This window comes from Liquorilactobacillus sicerae, assembly GCF_029916425.1.
In the GTDB taxonomy this organism is placed as follows: domain Bacteria; phylum Bacillota; class Bacilli; order Lactobacillales; family Lactobacillaceae; genus Liquorilactobacillus; species Liquorilactobacillus sicerae.
Map to the genome: position 1 here is coordinate 134,330 of NZ_JAHAVQ010000003.1, position 17,764 is coordinate 152,093.

Below are 17,764 nucleotides of genomic sequence, written 5' to 3' on the forward strand. Positions count from 1 at the left end.
CTACCCGATTTCTATAATTTAGTGAATTCCCAGAGCCATTTTGGCGTATCTAGTCATTCGATCAATCGTCCACGCCGGCTCCCAAACAAATTTAACATCCACCTGTTTGATTTCTGGGATCGGCTGCAAAGCTCTTTCCACCATTTCCGCTAAAATGTCCGTTAATGGACAGCCAATTGTTGTCAAAGTCATCTTGATTTTGCATAAACCAGCTTGATCCAAATCAACTTCATAAACCAAACCTAAATTAACGATATCAATCCCTAATTCTGGATCAACCACATCTTCTAATTTATCGAGAATCTCATCTTTGATTTCTTCTGCCGTTCTTTTTTCAGCCATGATCCTTCTCTCCTTCAATTACTTAAAATATTTTTGAAATTTTTGAGCCATTTCAACTGTCGTTTCATAAGATACCTTATGTTTAGCTTTTTCAGTTGTCGTAAAAGTGACTTTTGCTGCATAAGAATGATCTTTGATCCGTTCATAAAAATCTCTAGTTGGCTGATAAGGAACCATTTCATCAGCTGTACCATGCCAAAAATGAACTGGACGACCAGCAATTTTTTGTGGATCACGTGATAAATCAATAATTGCTAATTGATCAAGCTGAGCATCGACATACTTTGGATCTAATTGATCCATCCCTGGCAAATTAGCAATTAATTGTCGTGCAAATGCCACGGGACACGGAGAACCCATCAAACAGACAGCCGCAGTAATTTGCGGATAGATTTTTAACAAAGCACACGTGGTAATGCCACCCATTGATAGACCACTCACGCCAATTTGCTGACGAGCAATTCCGACTTGGTCTTGGTAAGCCTTAACTAAAATTGGAAATTCTTTGACTGAATTTGCAACAATTTGCCAAAATTCAAGAAAATGATCGTCAGCTGGACCACCAACTTGTCTTTGGCCATGATAAAGTGCGTCAGGCAAAATGACCCGAAAGTTTTGCTTAGCCAATTCATATCCCTGAGTCAAAACTTTTTCTTTGCAGCCGGTCCACCCATGATAAAAGAAAACCAACGGCAAAGACTCATTGGCAAGTTCAGCCTTGGTCAGTTCCAAAAGAGGAAGACCCTTAACGGTTTTTTGCACAACAGTAATCATCTTGTAACCTCCAATTTATGATGTTTACATTATACAACGAAAAGCCAAGTAATCTCTAGTAAATAAGTAGTTTTTGTGTTATCTTAAAATTCATAAGTTAACGTTTAAATTTAGCGAGGTAAATGTCATGCAACCCAAACTGATTGCTCTTGATTTAGATGGAACAACACTTAATCCCCAAGCTCAAATCACCAGCAAAACCAAAATTATTCTCAAAAAAGCTCAAGCTGCCGGCCATCTAGTTACGATTGTGACTGGCCGACCATATCGACTATCAGCAAACTATTATGACGAATTAAAATTAACGACTCCGATGATCAATTTCAATGGCGCGCTTGGTCATATTCCGCACTTTCATTGGAAAAAAGAATACCAAAAAACTTTTCCACGAGAAATTATCAGTGAATTGCTTGATCAAAAGCAAAAAATTGGGATCAAGGTAATTGCTGCTGAGGCAAAAGAATCTTTGCTGATCGACCAACCGCAAAACTTAAAATCAGACTTTTTCCCAGCTCAAGTTAGCGAACGACAAATTTTAAAAAAATCACGGTTAAAATCCGATCCCGCCGCAGTGACTTTATTAGTCGAAAAAGCTCAAGAAACTAAAATTGCTCACTGGTTAAAAGCTAACTTTGGCAGTTATGTCAATGTTGGTGTTTGGGGTGGTGAGTCGCCAATCATTGAATTAGAACCACATGGAATTGATAAGGCTTTTGGTCTAGCTTATTTGGCTAAAAACCTAGGGATCAGCCGGCAAAATATTATAGCCTTTGGCGACGAACATAATGATCGGGAAATGATCGAATATGCTGGTCTCGGAGTCGTAATGCAAAATGGCACCAGCGCTTTAAAAAAGGCTGCTGATGAGATTACTCCGCTTGACAATGCTCATGATGGCTTAGCAGATTATTTACAAGAAAAGTTGCAATTAGGTTGATTAATAGAAACAATTGATTTGGCTGAGATTGGTCATAATTTGGACCAATCTCTTTTTTGGATTTTTCTTAAAAAGGCAAAGCATAAAAAAAGAGTGGCATTTACCACCCCGAGAAAAGCTAATTGTTGATCTTTTTACTTTATAACATCACAGTTGAGCATATCCGCATAAGTTTCTCTTCGAATCACTAATTTAGCTTGACCATTTTCACAAAAAACAACTGCTGGGCGCGGATTACGATTATAATTGCTAGCCATCGTATAACCATAAGCACCAGTCGAAGGAATCGCCAAAACATCACCTGGATGCGTATTCGGTAAAGCGGCATCACGAACTAGAATATCCCCAGATTCACAATATTTCCCGACCACGGTTACAATCTGTTCATCCAAAGCTCGTGGTTTGGCAGCCAAAAAAGCTTCATATTTAGCTTGATAAAGTGCAGGACGAATATTATCACCCATTCCACCATCAACAGCTAGAAAATGGCAAACTCCTTCCACGTCCTTGCGTGAACCAATTGTGTAAAGCGTAGTTGCCGCTTCCCCAGCTAAAGCTCGTCCTGGTTCGATCCAAATTTCAGGCAATGGCAGCTTAACTGCCTGAATTCTTTTTTTCACTTCTTGAATAATTTTAGTTGTAAATTCTTCTGGCGGTAGTGGCTGGTCTTCATTGGTGTAGCGAGTTCCAAAGCCACCACCTAAATTCAAAATCTCTGCTTCAAAATCAAATTGATCATGCCATTTTTTCAAGAGCTCAACCATCTTATCAGCAGCCATTAAAAAACCATTGACTGCAAAAATTTGCGACCCAATATGACAATGCACCCCTCGAACCTTCATCCGTGGATTAGCCAGCAATTGCTGCAAAGCCTGATCAGCCTGACCGCTTAAAATATCAAAACCAAACTTAGAGTTCTGTTGGCCGGTCGAAATATACCGGTGTGTTTCAGCTTCAATCCCTGGAGCGACTCGCAAAACAACCGGGATTGTTGTTTGCTTACGAGTTAAAATCTCATCTAAAAATTCGATTTCCTGAAAATTATCGACCACAATACAACCAATTTGGGCATCAACTGCCATCTCCAGCTCGGATGGCAGCTTATTATTACCGTGAAATTCAATCATTTTAGCCGGCATGCCACCCTTTAAAGCTGCATACAATTCGCCGCCCGACACAACGTCACACCCTAATCCTTGTCTAGCAACTAACCGATACATTGCCAAGGCTGAAAAAGCTTTACTGGCATAAGTCACACGAAAAGGAACCTTTGCAGTTTCAAAAGCCTGTTTGAAGTGTTTGATTTTAGCTTTGATTTGTTTTACATCATAAGCAATTAATGGAGTTCCAAATTGTTTGACTAATTTTAAAGAATCAACCCCACTAATTTCTAAGTGACCTGATTGGTTAATCGCTATCGTGTCTGCTAATTTTGTCAACTTCAAACATCCTTTCATTAATTAAAAAAAACCGTTGCTTAATAAAAAAAGACCAGGTAGTTCTTCCTGGTCACTTAGCATAACTTGTCTATTTTTCATCACTCTTAAGTACTCCGCCAACGCTATAGCGGTTCTTTTGCATCTCGTTAAGAATAACGTGGACATGTTCAGCCGGTGCCCCTGTATTTTTAGAAACTGCTTTAGTAACATCTTCCACTAAGTGTTTAAGCTGCTCCTGTGAGCGTCCAGCTATCAAATCAATATGAACAATTGGCATTATCTTTCTCCTTCAACCTTAATTACTAATTTAAAATTCCATTTATTTCTCATTCTTAATCTAAAGTCAGTTTTAACTTTAGATTCAAACGATTCAATGAACAAGTATATTAAACCAGATATAAGATTAGAAAGCAATTAAATTTTCAAAAAAATCCCAAATTTCTTTGGGATAATTGGATTTCTAATCCAAGGCTAAAACTGCTATACTAAAAACGGCTGTAGACATCCTTTCACCCAGCTATTTACTGGTTTTTAACTGCTTAAGCAATTGTAGCTGTTTCTAATACCACAGCTGACGTAATAACACCAGCGTCATCACCAGTCAGTTTCAATTGCTGATTTTTAGGATTAACATCAAGTTTCATTGTTTCATCAAGGTAAATTAGACTGTAATCTTTTATCAAAAAGGTCATAAAATTAGCTGGCAATGGTTGATTATAATCATGCAGATCCAAATCGGCAGCAGCAATCAATACTCGAAATCCAGACGTTAGGGCACAAGTTCCGACCCGTGAAAACTGGCCTACCCCATCATCAAAATCTAGCAGAAGCTGTTGTTGTTTGCCTGGATCAAGGTGTGCCTTAATTTTGGCTTGCGCAGCTGGTGTAACAGTCAAATACATAAAATCGACCCCTCTCTAATTGGCTTAAATCGAGTTAAGTGTGACATTAAAAGTAACTATTGACAACTTTTTTGCTTGCGACGATGATTTTGGAAGGTGATATATTTGAATAAAACTTTTTTAACGGCTGGCGAATTTTGTCTCGCAACAACCGCCGGCTGGCTGCAATGCGACATTCGACAGCAGCTTTTACCTAAGACCAGATATTTGATCATAACTGAATTAAGTCCTCATAACTTGCAGATCCTGCAACAAGCATTGCCAAGTCAGCTCCAGATCTGGTTAAGCTATGATTTGCTTCATTTGTTGCAAAAAATGAAGCGTTTTGAATTGTTTGATTATAGCTGGAAAGATTTTAAACTGCTGCCAAATGGATATCCACAGTTTTTGGGTGCAACAGCGCTTACGGCTTACGCCAATGATGATTCCCGCTTTGGATCACTAGCTTTACTGTTGGAGCAAAATAAACAGCGAATTGGCTACTGTCGGCACATAGCTTTTGCTGGTCCGCATAAAAAACGAATCAAACGTTGGAAAAAGGCACTGCAACAGGCTCAAATAAATTATTTGCTACTCGATCAAACGATGACAAATTTACCAACAGTTAACCACTTTGAAAATGAAGCTGGTCTCCTCCATCATTGGGAGAAATATTTAAATCATCATCCTCATGACATTTCTTTAGCCTTAAGTCCCTGGAACCCAGAACGACTTGGCCGCTATGCTGCTTTATGCCAAGCTCATCAGCGTCAATTATTTCTCCAACCAGCTTTTGGCAAATTGCTTGAGTGGTCCGCACCACGAAAGTACCACTGGCAGCCAATAATTCAAACTAAGCAGCAAGATTCACTGCAAACAGGTGGAGTCTATCAAGTCGATGAATATCAGTCAGGTGCTGCCAAACAAATTTGGCTTGATCCTGCACTTGATCCAGCTTTGGCGCTTAGTGATTGGCAAAATAACGGCTTGCAAACAATTATTCCACCGTTGACGCCGGCAATTATTGAAACTTGGCAAAACGAACTGCAAGCTGAAATTAAATTAATTTAAGTGGCTGTTTTAACAGCAGAAACTTTCAATTCAGCCAAACGATCAAAATTAAAAGACTGAGAAAAAATTTTTCCTCAGCCTTTTAATAACTCACTTTAGATACTTAGCAAAAAAGGTTCCGACCTTGTGGCGATATAAATTAGGATATTCATAATAGGACATTGCATGACTGGCATGTGGAACTACCCAGATTTTTTTAGGACCGGCACTAGCATGATAGTTTTGATAAACCATTTTGGTTGGAACAAAAGTATCTTTAGCTCCATGAATGAAAAAAGTCGGCAAATGATTATGCTTTAGCTGGTCTAACGCACTAGCATGACGGAAATCAAAACCAGTTTGATGTTTTGCCACTAATGCAGCAGTTGTAATCAACGGTTGCGAGGGCAAATTAAACTGCTGCTTTAGTTCATAACTTAGCTCAGCTTGGATACTCGAATAACCGCAATCTTCAACTATCGCTTTAACTTGTGACGGCAGCTTCTGCCCACTGGTCATCATAACCGTTGCACCACCCATGCTGACACCAAATAAGCCAATCTGTTGCTGACGGCCTTTCCTTTTGAGTAATAGTTTGATCCATTTAACATAGTCCAAACGATCTTCCCAACCAAAACTAATATACTGCCCTTCACTTCCTACAGAACCGCGATCATCAGGTGCCAGCACATTATAACCTAATTGATGAAACATTCGGATATAACTGGCCATATAAAGATGATTTTCGCGATATCCATGAGCAACAATAATCGTCTTTTGACTTTTATGCGAGGCTGGCAAATAAATAGCATGCAACTGCAAATTCTGGTTAGCAGCTTGTTGATACCAGTTTTCCTGCAACTGCTGACCTAACCAACGCTGATCGCTCGCCAACCGCTGCCTTTTTTTTGCTTTAAGGCTTTTCATAGAATTCAAACGTGGCTGGGGCTCAAACGCATAGTCGTACAAATAATAACTGGCTATACCAGTTATTCCAACTAATAAAACCACTAAAAAAACTAAACACCAAATTAAACGGCGAAATTTTCTTGACTTCAAAAAATCAACTACCTATCTGCTTAATTATTATAAAATTGGTGACAATAAACGAGAAAAATATTGTTTAAACTTCAACCAGCGCGACTCAGCTTTAAAGTCGGCTAAAGTCAGTTTTCTTGAATGTTTGATATCTTCTGCAAAAGTTGCTCGCATTTGTTGACTGAATTCTCGGTCATATAAGAAAGCATTTGATTCAAAATTCAGTTTAAAGCTGCGATAATCCATATTTGCCGAACCAACTGAGGCAATTTTGCCATCAGCAACCATTGTTTTAGAATGTAAAAAGCCATTCTCATACTGATAAATTTCAACCCCATTTTCTAACAAAGCATGCGCATAATACTGTGTTGCTCGATAAACAAATGGATGATCTGGCATCGATGGAATCATAACCTTGACTTTTACTCCTGAAAAAGCGGCTAAGCAAAGCGTCTCATACAGCGAATCATCCGGGATCAAGTAAGGAGTTTGAATCAAGACTTCTTTATGCGCATCGCCGATCATTTTAATATACCCTAACTTGATTTTTTCAACCTCGCTTTCAGGACCACTGGAAACGATCTGAATGCTTGCTCGACCTTTAGGGGCACTTAAAGGAAAATAGCTTTCTTGATAGGTCATTTTCTTTTCTTTGACAGTTGCATTCCAGTCCATAAAAAATCGGGACTGCATGGCAATCACGGCATTACCTTCAATTCGAATATGAGTATCACGCCAATAACCAAATTTAGGATCACGGCTTAAATATTGATCGCCAATATTAAAACCACCAATATACCCGATCTTGCCATCAATGATCACTAACTTACGGTGATCACGATAATTTAGCCGGAAGTTGGGAAAAGAACGATATGAACCAAAGAAGGGCTCCGCAAAACCACCGAGTTCTTCTAAACGTTTAAAGAATTCATGGGTTGTTCCTCGTGACCCAAAGCTATCATAAATAACACGAACCTTAACCCCTTGGGCTGCCTTTTTTTCTAACAACTTCCGCAATTGATTGCCAATTTGATCATTATAAAAAGTATAATATTCGATGTGAACATGGTCCTTGGCCGCTTCAATATCCTGGAAGAGCTGTTCAAATTTCTGCTTTCCATCAGTTAACAGTTCAACATGGTTATGTTTGGTCAAAATTGCATGGTCTGTCTCTAAAAAAAAGTGAACCATTTCGCGGGCTGAATGACTTAGTTCATCTTCTGGCAAAAGATCTTTTTCATGCCATTGTTCTTTTTGTAACTCAACCAGTTGATCAAGTCCCATTTGTTGCTGCGAACGAATGTCATAAATATCATCTCGTGATAACTTTTTGCCAACAAACAAGTACATAATAAAACCAATAACTGGCAAAAGCAGTAAGACTAATAGCCAAGCCCAAGTAGCAGCAATATCCCTTTTTCCTTTAAAAACTGTAATAATAGCTACGAAAATGTTTAAAATAAAGATGATTTTCACTAATAAGGCAATCAGATGCAATTAAAATCCCCCTTATAAAAGAACCCTTAATTGCTAGTTTACTCTTTTGACTGAAAGTTGTCATTTTCTTAAATTAATATTAGCTAGTTGACTTTTACCAAACCATTTTTGATTAATCTTTTCCAGCGTACCGTTTTTAGCTAAAATCTGTAAGCCATGATTGATCTTTTTTCTTAAAGTGACATCACCTTTTCGCATCCCGACCGCAAAATCTTCATGTGGAAAACCAATCACCAATTTGCGATAACTAGCCGAGTCCGCTTGATGTTTGATATAGTAGTCAGCATAAACACTATCGATCAGCAAGCCTTGAATTCGTCCATCATTCAAATCCATAAAAGCATTGTTGAATGAATCATATTGAACAGTCTGGGCGACATATTTTTTCAACAATTGCGGCGAATTTTCAAATGAGTCATAACCGGAAGACCCACTTTGTAAGCCAAGCGTCTGGCCTTTCATTTTGGCTGCCGAAGTGATTCCCGCCTTTTTCTTGGTAACTAAAATTTGCTGATTCTTCAGATATGTCCGGCTAAAGGCAACTGTTCGCTCACGGGCAGCATTTTTAGTATAGCCGTTCCAAATCAGATCAATCGTACCATTACGTAATTCAGTTTCTTTCATTGACCAATCAATCGTTTGAAAATCGACCTTGATCCCGTATAATTTAAAAACTGCTTTAGCCAAATCAATATCATAGCCCACTAAACGACCACTTTTTTGACGAAAACCCATTGGAACAAAGCTGTCATCCAAACCAACGATCACTTTCTTGTTTTTTTCAATTTTTGGCCAGGTATCAGTTGTATTAGCCCGTTGTTTGACATTCGTGCAACTGGTTAGCAAGATCCCACAGCCCAACAATATACAACTAAATAAAACCCTGATAATTTTTTTTTCTTTCACTATTAGTCGCTCCTTGATCCAATCAAACAGTTCATTGCTTTTGCGGTTCGATCTTAAATGTCTGATCAGCAATTTGTTGTGCAAAATTCCAATCATGGGTAACTACGATTTGCGTCATACCGGCTGCTTTCAACTGGAGAATAATCGCTTTGACTTTATCACGCAGACCTGGATCAAGAGCCGAAGTCGGTTCATCATAGCAAAGAATCTTCGGCTTCATCGCCAACGCGCGGGCAATTGCAACTCGTTGTTTTTGACCACCTGATAATTGATAGGGATACAGATCTGCTTTATCCGCCAAAGAAAGTTTAGTTAACAACTTTTGGGCAGCTTCAGTTGCTGTTGAATTCGACTCTTTCAGCGCTAACTTTGGTGCCAACGTAATATTCTCCAAAACTGTTAAATGGGGAAAAAGTTGAAAATCTTGAAATACAACGCCAATAACAGCGTCATTATTCTGACTATCAACTGGATCAAAAGATCGACCATCAAGCAGCATTTGACCATTGTCTAATTTTTCTAAACCGCTAATACAACGCAAAAGGGTGGTTTTGCCACCACCAGATTGACCAACAACACATAAGATCTGGCCGTCTTGAATTTTGAGATTCAAATTTTTCCAAACAACTCGCTGATTAAATGATTTAGTAATATTTTTTAATTCCAGCATCTTTTGATTCCTCCCTATTTCCAATAACTATAGTGCTGTTCGCATTTGCGTAACACAAACGTCAAAACAGCGGTCATCAGTAAGTAAATGATTCCGACCAAAACCAATGGAACCAGAGTCACATCACGACTCGTTGCTACATTGCCAGCTCGCAACAAATCCCCCAAACCAATTACATATACCAGACTGGAATCTTTGACCAAATTAATTACTTCATTTCCAATTGACGGTAAAACGATTTTTACTACTTGCGGCGTCACAATTTTTCTGATCGTTTGCCAGTAGGTCAAGCGTAAGACTTTAGCACTTTCATATTGTCCTGGATCGATTGATTGTAACCCACCACGAAAAATTTCAGCAAAATAAGCTGTGTAATTTAAAATAAAAGCAAATAATGCTGCCGGATAACGTTCCAAAGTAAAACCAACCATTGGCAGACCATAAAAGACAAAAATCAACTGCAACAATAAAGGTGTCCCTCGCATTAGCCAGACATAAAAGCGCAAAATAGCTTTAAACGGGCGAAACCTAGATGTCAGTCCCAAGCCAACGATCAATCCAAGCGGTAAAGCTCCAATTAGTGTCCAAAAAAAGATTGATAAAGTCATCTTGGCTCCATTTAACAACGATGGTAAAATTTCTAGAATATACTCCATTTTTTCACTCCCCTTAATCTAAAAAAAGCCCTCTTAGATCATCTGATCTAAGAGGGCGAAAATCGCGGTACCACCTCATCTACTCTGACAATTCACACTGTCAGACTTAGCGAGTTTTTAAACTCCAAGATAACGGTTATACCGGATAAATTTACTAGAATTCAATTTATCAGCTAGCAAATGTGGTTCATTTTAAAATTTTCCAGCTTTGCACCTATCAGCTGGTCTCTGTCAGAAATTTTAAAATTACTCTTTTGCTCATTGCTTTTAACAATTAATTACATTAAATTCATTATATTACTTTTTTCTAAACCATAAACCAATTTTTTTAAAAAAGTTTGACTTTTTTTCTTCTGTCAACTCCATTAACGGAATCGTCTCGCCTTCCAAGCGCCGAGCAATATCTCGATACCCCTGAGAAGCCTTATTATCTTCACGCAAAACGATTGGTTCTCCTTGATTGGAGCTGCTGATAACTTGATCATCATCAACCACAATGCCTAACAGTTTGATCGATAAATGTTCCGTGATCTCATCAACTGTCATTGCCCGGCCATCATCCATTAAGTTAGGACGAATCCGATTAATGATTAATTGCGGTGACTCACTCAAATCATACTTTTCCAATAATCCAATTACACGATCAGCGTCGCGAACTGCTGAGATTTCAGGTGTTGAAACAACAATCGCCATATCAGCTCCCGCAACGGCGTTAATAAAACCTTGCTCAATACCGGCTGGGCAATCAAGTAAAACATAATCAAAATCCGGTTTTAATTCATCAACTAACGACTTAACTTCTTCAGGTTTTAAAACACTTTTATCAGCATTTTGCGCAGCTGGAAGTAGATATAATTTATCCTCGAATCGTTTATCCTTAATCAAAGCTTGGTGCAGCTTGGCCCGGCCTTCAACCACATCAACAATATCGTAAATAATTCGATTATCGAGTCCGAGAATAACATCTAGGTTTCTTAGGCCAATGTCCAAGTCAACTAAACAAACTTTCTTGCCTAAAAGCGCCAAGGCTGTTCCTAAGTTAGCACTAGTGGTGGTTTTACCGACTCCACCCTTGCCAGAAGTAATCACGATTGCTTTTCCCATTGTTATTGTCCCCCCAATTTTGAAAACAGCTTGGGTCTGATTTGCTTAATTTGTGACCGCTTCGTATAATCCAAAACATGCAGGTCATTAACATAGGCCACTGTTTCTTGATCAGCAACTAATTTTTCTTGTGAAATAATTGCAATAGCATCTGAAATCCTAATTTGCTGCGACTGATGGAAGTCTCCTGCAATAATTGCTTCTGGATTATTAGGGAAACCGGCATGAATGATTCCAGCACTTTTTCCCATTAAAAAAACACTACCACTTGCCTGCAAGATTCCGCCTTGATGAAGATCACCAATAAATAAAACATCACCTATAATCACTTTTGTTTGACCATTGCGAATAATACTACCATCGAGATGCAAGCTTTTTTTGTTGACCATTTCATAAGCCTCAAGCTTAGAAACAACATTAGCTGCAAACCTATGAATTGAAAAAAGTGGATACTTTTCGATAATCGCTTCAATCGCCTTTTTCTCAGCAGTACTTAATAGACGATCACCGGTTAAAATATCAAATGAAACTGGCTGGTCAGCTGCTGCCAACTGCCCGTTTTTTAGCTCAGCAAAAATTCCCTGCAATTCTTTTAGAATGTTTTCAAAGCTGCTAGTTGTTTTTAAAGTGATTTCATACCCATCATTATGCCCTTTTAACAACACATTCTGCATTATCAGACACTCCTATTCCCAGAAAAGTCTTCAAAGAATCTTTTTAACGGCCAATATAGGATCACTAACGCTGCTAAGTTATAAGCTAAAGTTGGTCCTAGCGTTTCACCAATAAATCCAGATAATGAAACGCTGGTATAGGAAATAGCTGAAAAAATTCCATAAAACAACGTTGTAATAACTGTGATATCGATTAAACATATTAATAATACCACAATAAAGGACGGGGTGAAAAAACGATACATCAGATTTGTCAAATAAACAATCAGCGGCAAGAGCATGAACATCGGTCCAATGATTCCAGTATAATAAACATCAAAAATCAACCCAGCAATTACCGCCCATAAATATGGATGATCAATTTCACCAAAGCAAAGCGCCATTACCAGCCAAACAACGAATAAACGGCTTTCAATCATTGAGTTCGGACGAAAAAACTCAGCGGCAAATAAATTGCTGAAAATCCCGTCAAGTAGAAGTGCCAGTAATAATCCAAGCGGAAAAAAGTACCGCATTTTTGAGATTCTCATACTTGTCACCCTCTAATCAATTCTTTTTGCAACAGATACGATTTGTAAATCAGATAGATCCGCTGCCGGTTTGATCAAGACTGTTGAAGATAAACCATATTCGTCTTTTTTGACTTTAACAACTTTGCCAACTAACAAGCCTTCGGGGGAATTGCCACCTAATCCAGAAGTTACCACCTTGTCACCTTTGCTGATTTTTCTTTGTGATTTAATCTGTCCCATTGTTAACAAATTAGTTTTTTTACTATAGCTAGTAATCAAGCCATTGACCGAACCTGATTTTGCCAAGACTTGGGTGGCAAACTGATCAGCACTGCTGTTATTGTTACTAATTAATTCAACCTTACTAGTTGAAGTATTAACTTCAGTGACCCTGCCAATCAAACCATATTGTGACACTACTGCCTGATTCTTTTTGATTCCTGCTGATGAACCTTTACTAATGATAATTTGGTTTTGCCAAGATGATGGGCTCCTAGCAGTTACTGAAGCTGTTATCAGTTTAAAATCAGTTAAACTATTTTTTAAATTTAATTCACGCTTTAACTTCTTGTTTTCACGTTTTAAAACTTGATTTTGGACTTCATGAGTAGCCAAACTATCGACTTTCTTTTTTAAAGTTTGATTTTCACGATAAGTATTCAACAAATCAGACACTGAATCACCAGCATCTTTTAATCCATTGACTGGCGTACCAACTACTCGGTCAACTAAATTAACTGCACTATTTCCCACTTGTTGGATAACTGTCGGAGTTGATCGATTATTTCTGACAACAATTGAAAAAGCAATCAACGTAAAACCAATGATAATTGTAACTAAAATGATTATTAATCGTTTGTTGAAAAAAAACCTTTGCATAATCTCCTCCATCTGATGAAAACGCATCAAAAATTAAGAGGCTGGTGACGAACCCCAACCTCCCAATTAATCCTGCCAGCAAATACCGACATTATTTTTTCTTCATAACATTGATGCTCTTCAAAGACTCTCCTGTCCCAACTGCTACACAATCTAATGGCTCAGATGCAATAAAGACTGGAACTTTGGTAGCATCAGAAATAACTTCCGGTAAATGTCTTAATTGAGCACCTCCACCAGTTAAAACAATGCCATGATCAATAACGTCAGCAGCAATTTCTGGAGAAGTCTCCTCTAAGGTTTCTTTAATTGCACTGATAATCTCTTGAATAACCTCTTGAATTGCCTTGGCAACATCGACCGCATCAATTTCAATTGTTTTAGGTAAACCTGTCACTAAATCACGACCACGAATCGTTTGTTTATCAATTTCCGTTGCTTTGCTAATTGAAGCTGAAGCTGCGTCAATCTTTAATTGTTCAGCTGTTCTTTCACCAATCAATAAATTAAAGTGTTGACGAACATATGAAGCAATTGACTCGTCCAACTTGTCACCAGCCATTCTGATTGACCGGCTCGAAACGATCCCACCTAACGAAATCGTAGCCACATCAGTTGTGCCACCACCAATATCGACCACCATACTGCCAGTTGGATCCATTACAGGCAAGCCAGCACCAATCGCAGCCGCAAATGGTTCTTCAATTACATAAGCATCACGTGCTCCAGCTACTCGTGTTGCATCAACTACAGCCCTTTTTTCAACTTCTGTAACTCCGCTTGGGACACAGACCATTACATATGGTTTGCCAGCACGATGACCCAGTGCCTTATCAATATAATATTTCATCATTGCGACAGTTGTATCATAATCTGCAATTACGCCATCTTTCATCGGCCGAATTGCAACAATACTAGCAGGTGTTCTGCCAATCATTGCACGCGCTTCTGATCCAACTGAAACAATTTCACCCGTTTTAGTATTTTTCGCTACAACTGAAGGTTCTCTTAATACAATTCCTTTTCCTTCAGCATAGACGATTGTATTGGCTGTTCCTAAGTCAATTCCAATGTTCTTAGTTCCAAATCCGAACACTATTTTTCATCCCTTCACAAATTGCCTTTTTTATTTAATATGGGCATTAATCACAATAAGTTAATTATATCATACCTTTTTCAACAGCGTTCAGACAAATTAACTCTACTCTTAAAATACCTGATTTATTTTCAATGTAAACAAAAAAAATTATTCTTAAACATTATTTAAATCATCAACTGAAACGCTAACCGCTTGCTGACCATTTTTCCCAGCCGCTATCAAAAATTTCACTTCTTGACCTGGCTGTAAAGTTTTAAATCCAGCAGTTTGAATCGCCGAAAAGTGAACAAAAATTGAAGCCGTTGGATCATCATCAGGAGTAATAAAGCCATAGCCCTTTGCTTGATCAAAAGAATTAACCTTGCCTGTCAGCATAATTTTTCATCCCCATTCACAGGTACTATTAAAAGTCTAACATACTGCCATTACTCTCACAAGTTATCCGACGAAAGGAAAAAAACTAATCTAAGATCAAGTTAACCCAATTGCTTAATCTAATAAGTGTTCTTCTTGAAAACTCAAGTACGTAAGCGAACCAACAATTAGATGATCTAAAAGATGGATTCCCATAAGTTCACCACATTTTTTTAATCGATTCGTTAAATTCAAATCATTAGTTGATGGCATTGGATCACCACTTGGATGATTATGGACAATTATTAAACGAGCAGCGGAATAACGTAAAGCAAAGTTAAAGATTTCGCGGGGATGGACGGTAGCAACGTCTAAAGTCCCGCGAAAAATAATTTTTCTTCCTAGAACTTGATTTTTCGTATCTAAGGCCAAAGCCAATAGGACTTCCTGTTGAAGCATCCCCAATTCTTCAATCAATTGTTGGCCTAAGTGCTGACTGCTAGTGACCCGGCCTAAGGTAAATTTAGGCCGTTTTTCAATACGATTAGCCAGTTCACACAAAACTTTACCTTTCCAAGTAATGGTTTGATCTTTAAAAAGCAAGCTCCACTCATGCTCAGAAAAATATTTCAACTGGCGCAAATCAAATGACTTATCGCATATTTCATTAAGCTGCTGTAAAGAAACGGACAAGTTCAAAATTTTATTTAACGTTAAGCATAGAAGCTCTCGATCCGTTAAAACTGCTGGTGAAAAGGTTTTAGCCTTATGCAAAATTTTTGATACCGATGTTGTTTCATTCATTAAAAATCCCCCTTTAAAGTTTAAATACGCAAAATTTTAACGGGAGAAATCACTTTAACCTTTAATATAAGCACAAACTGCTGATAAATCCGGTAAAATAGCACGAGCTATCTTTTGGGTTTCATTAGTTGGCCGAAGCAGATCTGGCACCATAATTGCCGGTAACTGCGCATGATGGGCTGCTTTAATTCCATTGACAGAATCTTCAAGCACCAAAACTTGCTTCCGAGCCGGTGAACCAGCCGTTTCCCAAGCTTTTTGAAAAATGTCCGGCGCTGGCTTAGAGTTTTTCACATCTTCTCCTGAAATTAGCTGTGAAAAATTATCATCCAAATTAGAACTGTGCAGAAAAAACTCAATTGCTTTGCGGTCATTGCTAGAAGCTAGGACCTGCATAATCCCTTGGTTTTGCAAATATTGTGATAACTCATGAAATCCCTTTTTAAGCGGCAGTCCATTTTGTTTAACCATTTTAAAAACATTCTGATGACTTAATTCAATAAATTTCTCAATTAATTGACGGCTGCCATAATCTTGAGACATTTTATCGATCATCCTTTTAGTTCCTGAACCAATATATTGCCGGTAATAAGCAAACGAGAAATCCATCCCTAATTCTTTAGCAGCTAACTGATTACTTTTAAAATAAACTTTTTCCGAATCAAAAACTAAGCCATCCATATCAAAAATTACTAATTTCAATTTCATTTTGCTTGTTTCCTTTCTAGTCTGCAAAATAATGACGGACCTCAGAGATAAAATACAACGATCCACAAATTAATAATAGATCGTCACTTGACATTTGCCTGATTGTTTTAACTAAAGCCACCCGCCAATCATCCCGAAAACTTGTTCGTTCATTGACAGCAGTAATTGATTGCAAATCGGCAATCTTGCGCGGTGCAGCAAAGTTAGTTCCAATGATTTCAACGTTTGCAATCTTTAATAACTCTGCCAGCATTGGCTTGGGCTGCTTGTCAGCCAGAATTGAAACAATCACATAAATTTTTCTTTCCTTAAAATAGGTCTGCAAGGTTTGTTTAAGTTGGATAAAGGCCGCCAAATTGTGAGCACCATCCAAAACGATCAACGGCTGTTGGTTAACCAACTCAAACCTGCCCGGCCATTTAGTCTGCGCTAAGGCTGCTTTAATCTCCTTGATCCGCCAGTTTAATTGCAATTGCTTGGCCATCAACAAAAAAGCACTGAGGCTTAAAGCAGCATTTGCTGGTTGAAAACTACCAAGCAAGGACAGTTGCAAGTTAGTTAGTTTATAACCAAAGCCTTGATAGTTGATTATTTCTCCCCACTGTTGCGACGGGAAGGTTGCGAGTTTGAAATCCTTGCCTAATTGGTAAAGTGTCGATTTAGTCTGCTGGGCTTTTTGCTCAATAACTTTTAAAGCAGCTGCTGGTAGATCACCAACTACGACTGGACGATTAGGTTTAATGATTCCTGCTTTATGATTGGCAATTTCAGTCAACGTTTTGCCTAATAATTTAGCGTGATCATGGGCAACTGTCGTAATCACCGAAACTAGCGGATCAATTACATTAGTTGAGTCAAACTTGCCACCGATCCCGACTTCAATGATGGCAATGTCTGGCTTTTTGGCCGCAAAATACAAAAACATAATTGCCGTTATAATTTCAAATTCAGTTGGACCGCCTTCTTTAGCTGCCAGTTGAGCATCAAGTTGAGCAACGACCGGTTGAACTTTTCTGACCAACTTAACTAACTCTTGGTCACTGATCATTTGCCCATCAAAAGTGATTCGATCATTAAATTTAATTATAAACGGTGAAGTAAACGTCCCAACGTGTAGCCCCTGGTTCAAAAACAATTCTCGCAAAAATGCAACCGTTGAACCTTTACCATTGGTCCCGGTTACATGGATCGAGCAAAATTTTTTTTCTGGATGGCCTAATTTTTCCGTAAATAAACGCATTCGGTCCAGTTGCGGACTTTTTTTAAATTTCGTCCGGCCATGAATGAAATTTAAAGCTTCTTGATAAGTTGTAACTTTTTTGATTTGCAATTCAACTCACCTTTCATCGATTCTCCTTACATTCTATCCTAAACCGTAATTAAAAAAAATAAGTCTGGACAACTTTTTCCGACAATTATTTTCAAAAAAAAGCAAAGGAA

Annotated in this window: 21 protein-coding genes and 1 other annotated feature; of the genes, 2 read left to right on the top strand and 19 right to left on the bottom strand. The window is 38.3% G+C overall.

Translation table 11 applies throughout. The features are described from left to right. Positions 1-18 precede the first annotated feature (18 nt). Entirely contained in the window at positions 19-342 is a 324-nt protein-coding gene (locus KH893_RS02790; protein WP_010580886.1) for a metal-sulfur cluster assembly factor, read from the bottom strand. An 18-nt stretch (positions 343-360) separates the two neighbouring features. After that, complete coding sequence (locus tag KH893_RS02795) at positions 361-1,116, bottom strand: alpha/beta fold hydrolase (protein ID WP_281164654.1); 756 nt, start codon at positions 1,114-1,116, stop codon at positions 361-363. 127 nt (positions 1,117-1,243) lie between these two features. Between KH893_RS02795 and KH893_RS02800 the strand changes: the two genes are divergently transcribed. After that, on the top strand, positions 1,244-2,053 hold the full coding sequence (locus tag KH893_RS02800; RefSeq protein WP_281164655.1) for a Cof-type HAD-IIB family hydrolase: 810 nt from the start codon (positions 1,244-1,246) through the stop codon (positions 2,051-2,053). Positions 2,054-2,187: 134 nt separating this feature from the next. Here KH893_RS02800 and lysA read toward each other — a convergent pair whose 3' ends face one another. From lysA to KH893_RS02815, 3 genes are all read right to left on the bottom strand, one after another. Next, positions 2,188-3,492, bottom strand: coding sequence for a diaminopimelate decarboxylase (lysA, locus tag KH893_RS02805; RefSeq protein ID WP_281164656.1), 1,305 nt, complete (start codon positions 3,490-3,492; stop codon positions 2,188-2,190). Positions 3,493-3,580: 88 nt separating this feature from the next. Continuing rightward, positions 3,581-3,769 carry a 2-hydroxymuconate tautomerase gene (locus tag KH893_RS02810; RefSeq protein WP_281164657.1) on the bottom strand — a complete coding sequence of 63 codons (189 nt, stop codon included), beginning with the start codon at positions 3,767-3,769 and terminating at the stop codon, positions 3,581-3,583. A gap of 262 nt (positions 3,770-4,031) precedes the next feature. Further along, positions 4,032-4,394, bottom strand: a complete 363-nt coding sequence (locus tag KH893_RS02815) for an iron-sulfur cluster biosynthesis family protein (RefSeq protein ID WP_281164658.1) — start codon at positions 4,392-4,394, stop codon at positions 4,032-4,034. A 105-nt stretch (positions 4,395-4,499) separates the two neighbouring features. Here KH893_RS02815 and KH893_RS02820 point away from each other — a divergent pair, with 105 nt between their 5' ends. Further along, positions 4,500-5,444, top strand: a complete 945-nt coding sequence (locus KH893_RS02820) for a hypothetical protein (RefSeq protein ID WP_281164659.1) — start codon at positions 4,500-4,502, stop codon at positions 5,442-5,444. Between the two features lie 90 nt (positions 5,445-5,534). Here the strand turns inward: KH893_RS02820 and KH893_RS02825 are convergent, their stop codons facing one another. The 14 genes from KH893_RS02825 to KH893_RS02890 form a co-directional block, all read right to left on the bottom strand. Next, a complete protein-coding gene (locus KH893_RS02825) occupies positions 5,535-6,482 on the bottom strand; it encodes an alpha/beta hydrolase (RefSeq protein ID WP_281164660.1) in 948 nt (315 codons plus the stop codon). 27 nt (positions 6,483-6,509) lie between these two features. After that, positions 6,510-7,958: a cardiolipin synthase gene (gene cls / locus KH893_RS02830; protein ID WP_281164661.1), complete on the bottom strand. Its 1,449-nt coding sequence runs from the start codon at positions 7,956-7,958 to the stop codon at positions 6,510-6,512. Between the two features lie 60 nt (positions 7,959-8,018). Beyond that, positions 8,019-8,864, bottom strand: a complete 846-nt coding sequence (locus KH893_RS02835; protein ID WP_281164662.1) for an amino acid ABC transporter substrate-binding protein — start codon at positions 8,862-8,864, stop codon at positions 8,019-8,021. A gap of 31 nt (positions 8,865-8,895) precedes the next feature. Continuing rightward, positions 8,896-9,534: an amino acid ABC transporter ATP-binding protein gene (locus tag KH893_RS02840; RefSeq protein WP_281164663.1), complete on the bottom strand. Its 639-nt coding sequence runs from the start codon at positions 9,532-9,534 to the stop codon at positions 8,896-8,898. Positions 9,535-9,548: 14 nt separating this feature from the next. Continuing rightward, positions 9,549-10,190, bottom strand: a complete 642-nt coding sequence (locus KH893_RS02845) for an amino acid ABC transporter permease (protein WP_281164664.1) — start codon at positions 10,188-10,190, stop codon at positions 9,549-9,551. A gap of 48 nt (positions 10,191-10,238) precedes the next feature. Continuing rightward, positions 10,239-10,461 (bottom strand) — a binding site (T-box leader). 26 nt (positions 10,462-10,487) lie between these two features. Continuing rightward, the gene (gene minD, locus KH893_RS02850) at positions 10,488-11,294 is read right to left on the bottom strand and encodes a septum site-determining protein MinD (protein WP_281164665.1); all 807 of its coding nucleotides are present in this window, start codon (positions 11,292-11,294) and stop codon (positions 10,488-10,490) included. Positions 11,295-11,296: 2 nt separating this feature from the next. Beyond that, positions 11,297-11,968, bottom strand: a complete 672-nt coding sequence (locus KH893_RS02855; RefSeq protein ID WP_281164666.1) for a septum site-determining protein MinC — start codon at positions 11,966-11,968, stop codon at positions 11,297-11,299. Positions 11,969-11,970: 2 nt separating this feature from the next. Next, complete coding sequence (mreD, locus tag KH893_RS02860; RefSeq protein WP_281164667.1) at positions 11,971-12,498, bottom strand: rod shape-determining protein MreD; 528 nt, start codon at positions 12,496-12,498, stop codon at positions 11,971-11,973. 12 nt (positions 12,499-12,510) lie between these two features. Further along, positions 12,511-13,359, bottom strand: a complete 849-nt coding sequence (mreC, locus tag KH893_RS02865; RefSeq protein ID WP_281164668.1) for a rod shape-determining protein MreC — start codon at positions 13,357-13,359, stop codon at positions 12,511-12,513. Between the two features lie 91 nt (positions 13,360-13,450). Further along, positions 13,451-14,455 carry a rod shape-determining protein gene (locus KH893_RS02870; RefSeq protein WP_281164669.1) on the bottom strand — a complete coding sequence of 335 codons (1,005 nt, stop codon included), beginning with the start codon at positions 14,453-14,455 and terminating at the stop codon, positions 13,451-13,453. A 156-nt stretch (positions 14,456-14,611) separates the two neighbouring features. After that, positions 14,612-14,833 (bottom strand): cold-shock protein, encoded by a 222-nt coding sequence (locus tag KH893_RS02875; protein WP_281164670.1) that lies wholly within the window; start codon positions 14,831-14,833, stop codon positions 14,612-14,614. A gap of 114 nt (positions 14,834-14,947) precedes the next feature. Then, entirely contained in the window at positions 14,948-15,616 is a 669-nt protein-coding gene (gene radC, locus KH893_RS02880) for a RadC family protein (protein WP_281164671.1), read from the bottom strand. Positions 15,617-15,670: 54 nt separating this feature from the next. Beyond that, on the bottom strand, positions 15,671-16,324 hold the full coding sequence (locus KH893_RS02885) for an HAD family hydrolase (RefSeq protein WP_281164672.1): 654 nt from the start codon (positions 16,322-16,324) through the stop codon (positions 15,671-15,673). 16 nt (positions 16,325-16,340) lie between these two features. Then, a complete protein-coding gene (locus tag KH893_RS02890) occupies positions 16,341-17,654 on the bottom strand; it encodes a bifunctional folylpolyglutamate synthase/dihydrofolate synthase (RefSeq protein ID WP_281164673.1) in 1,314 nt (437 codons plus the stop codon). Positions 17,655-17,764: the final 110 nt, after the last annotated feature.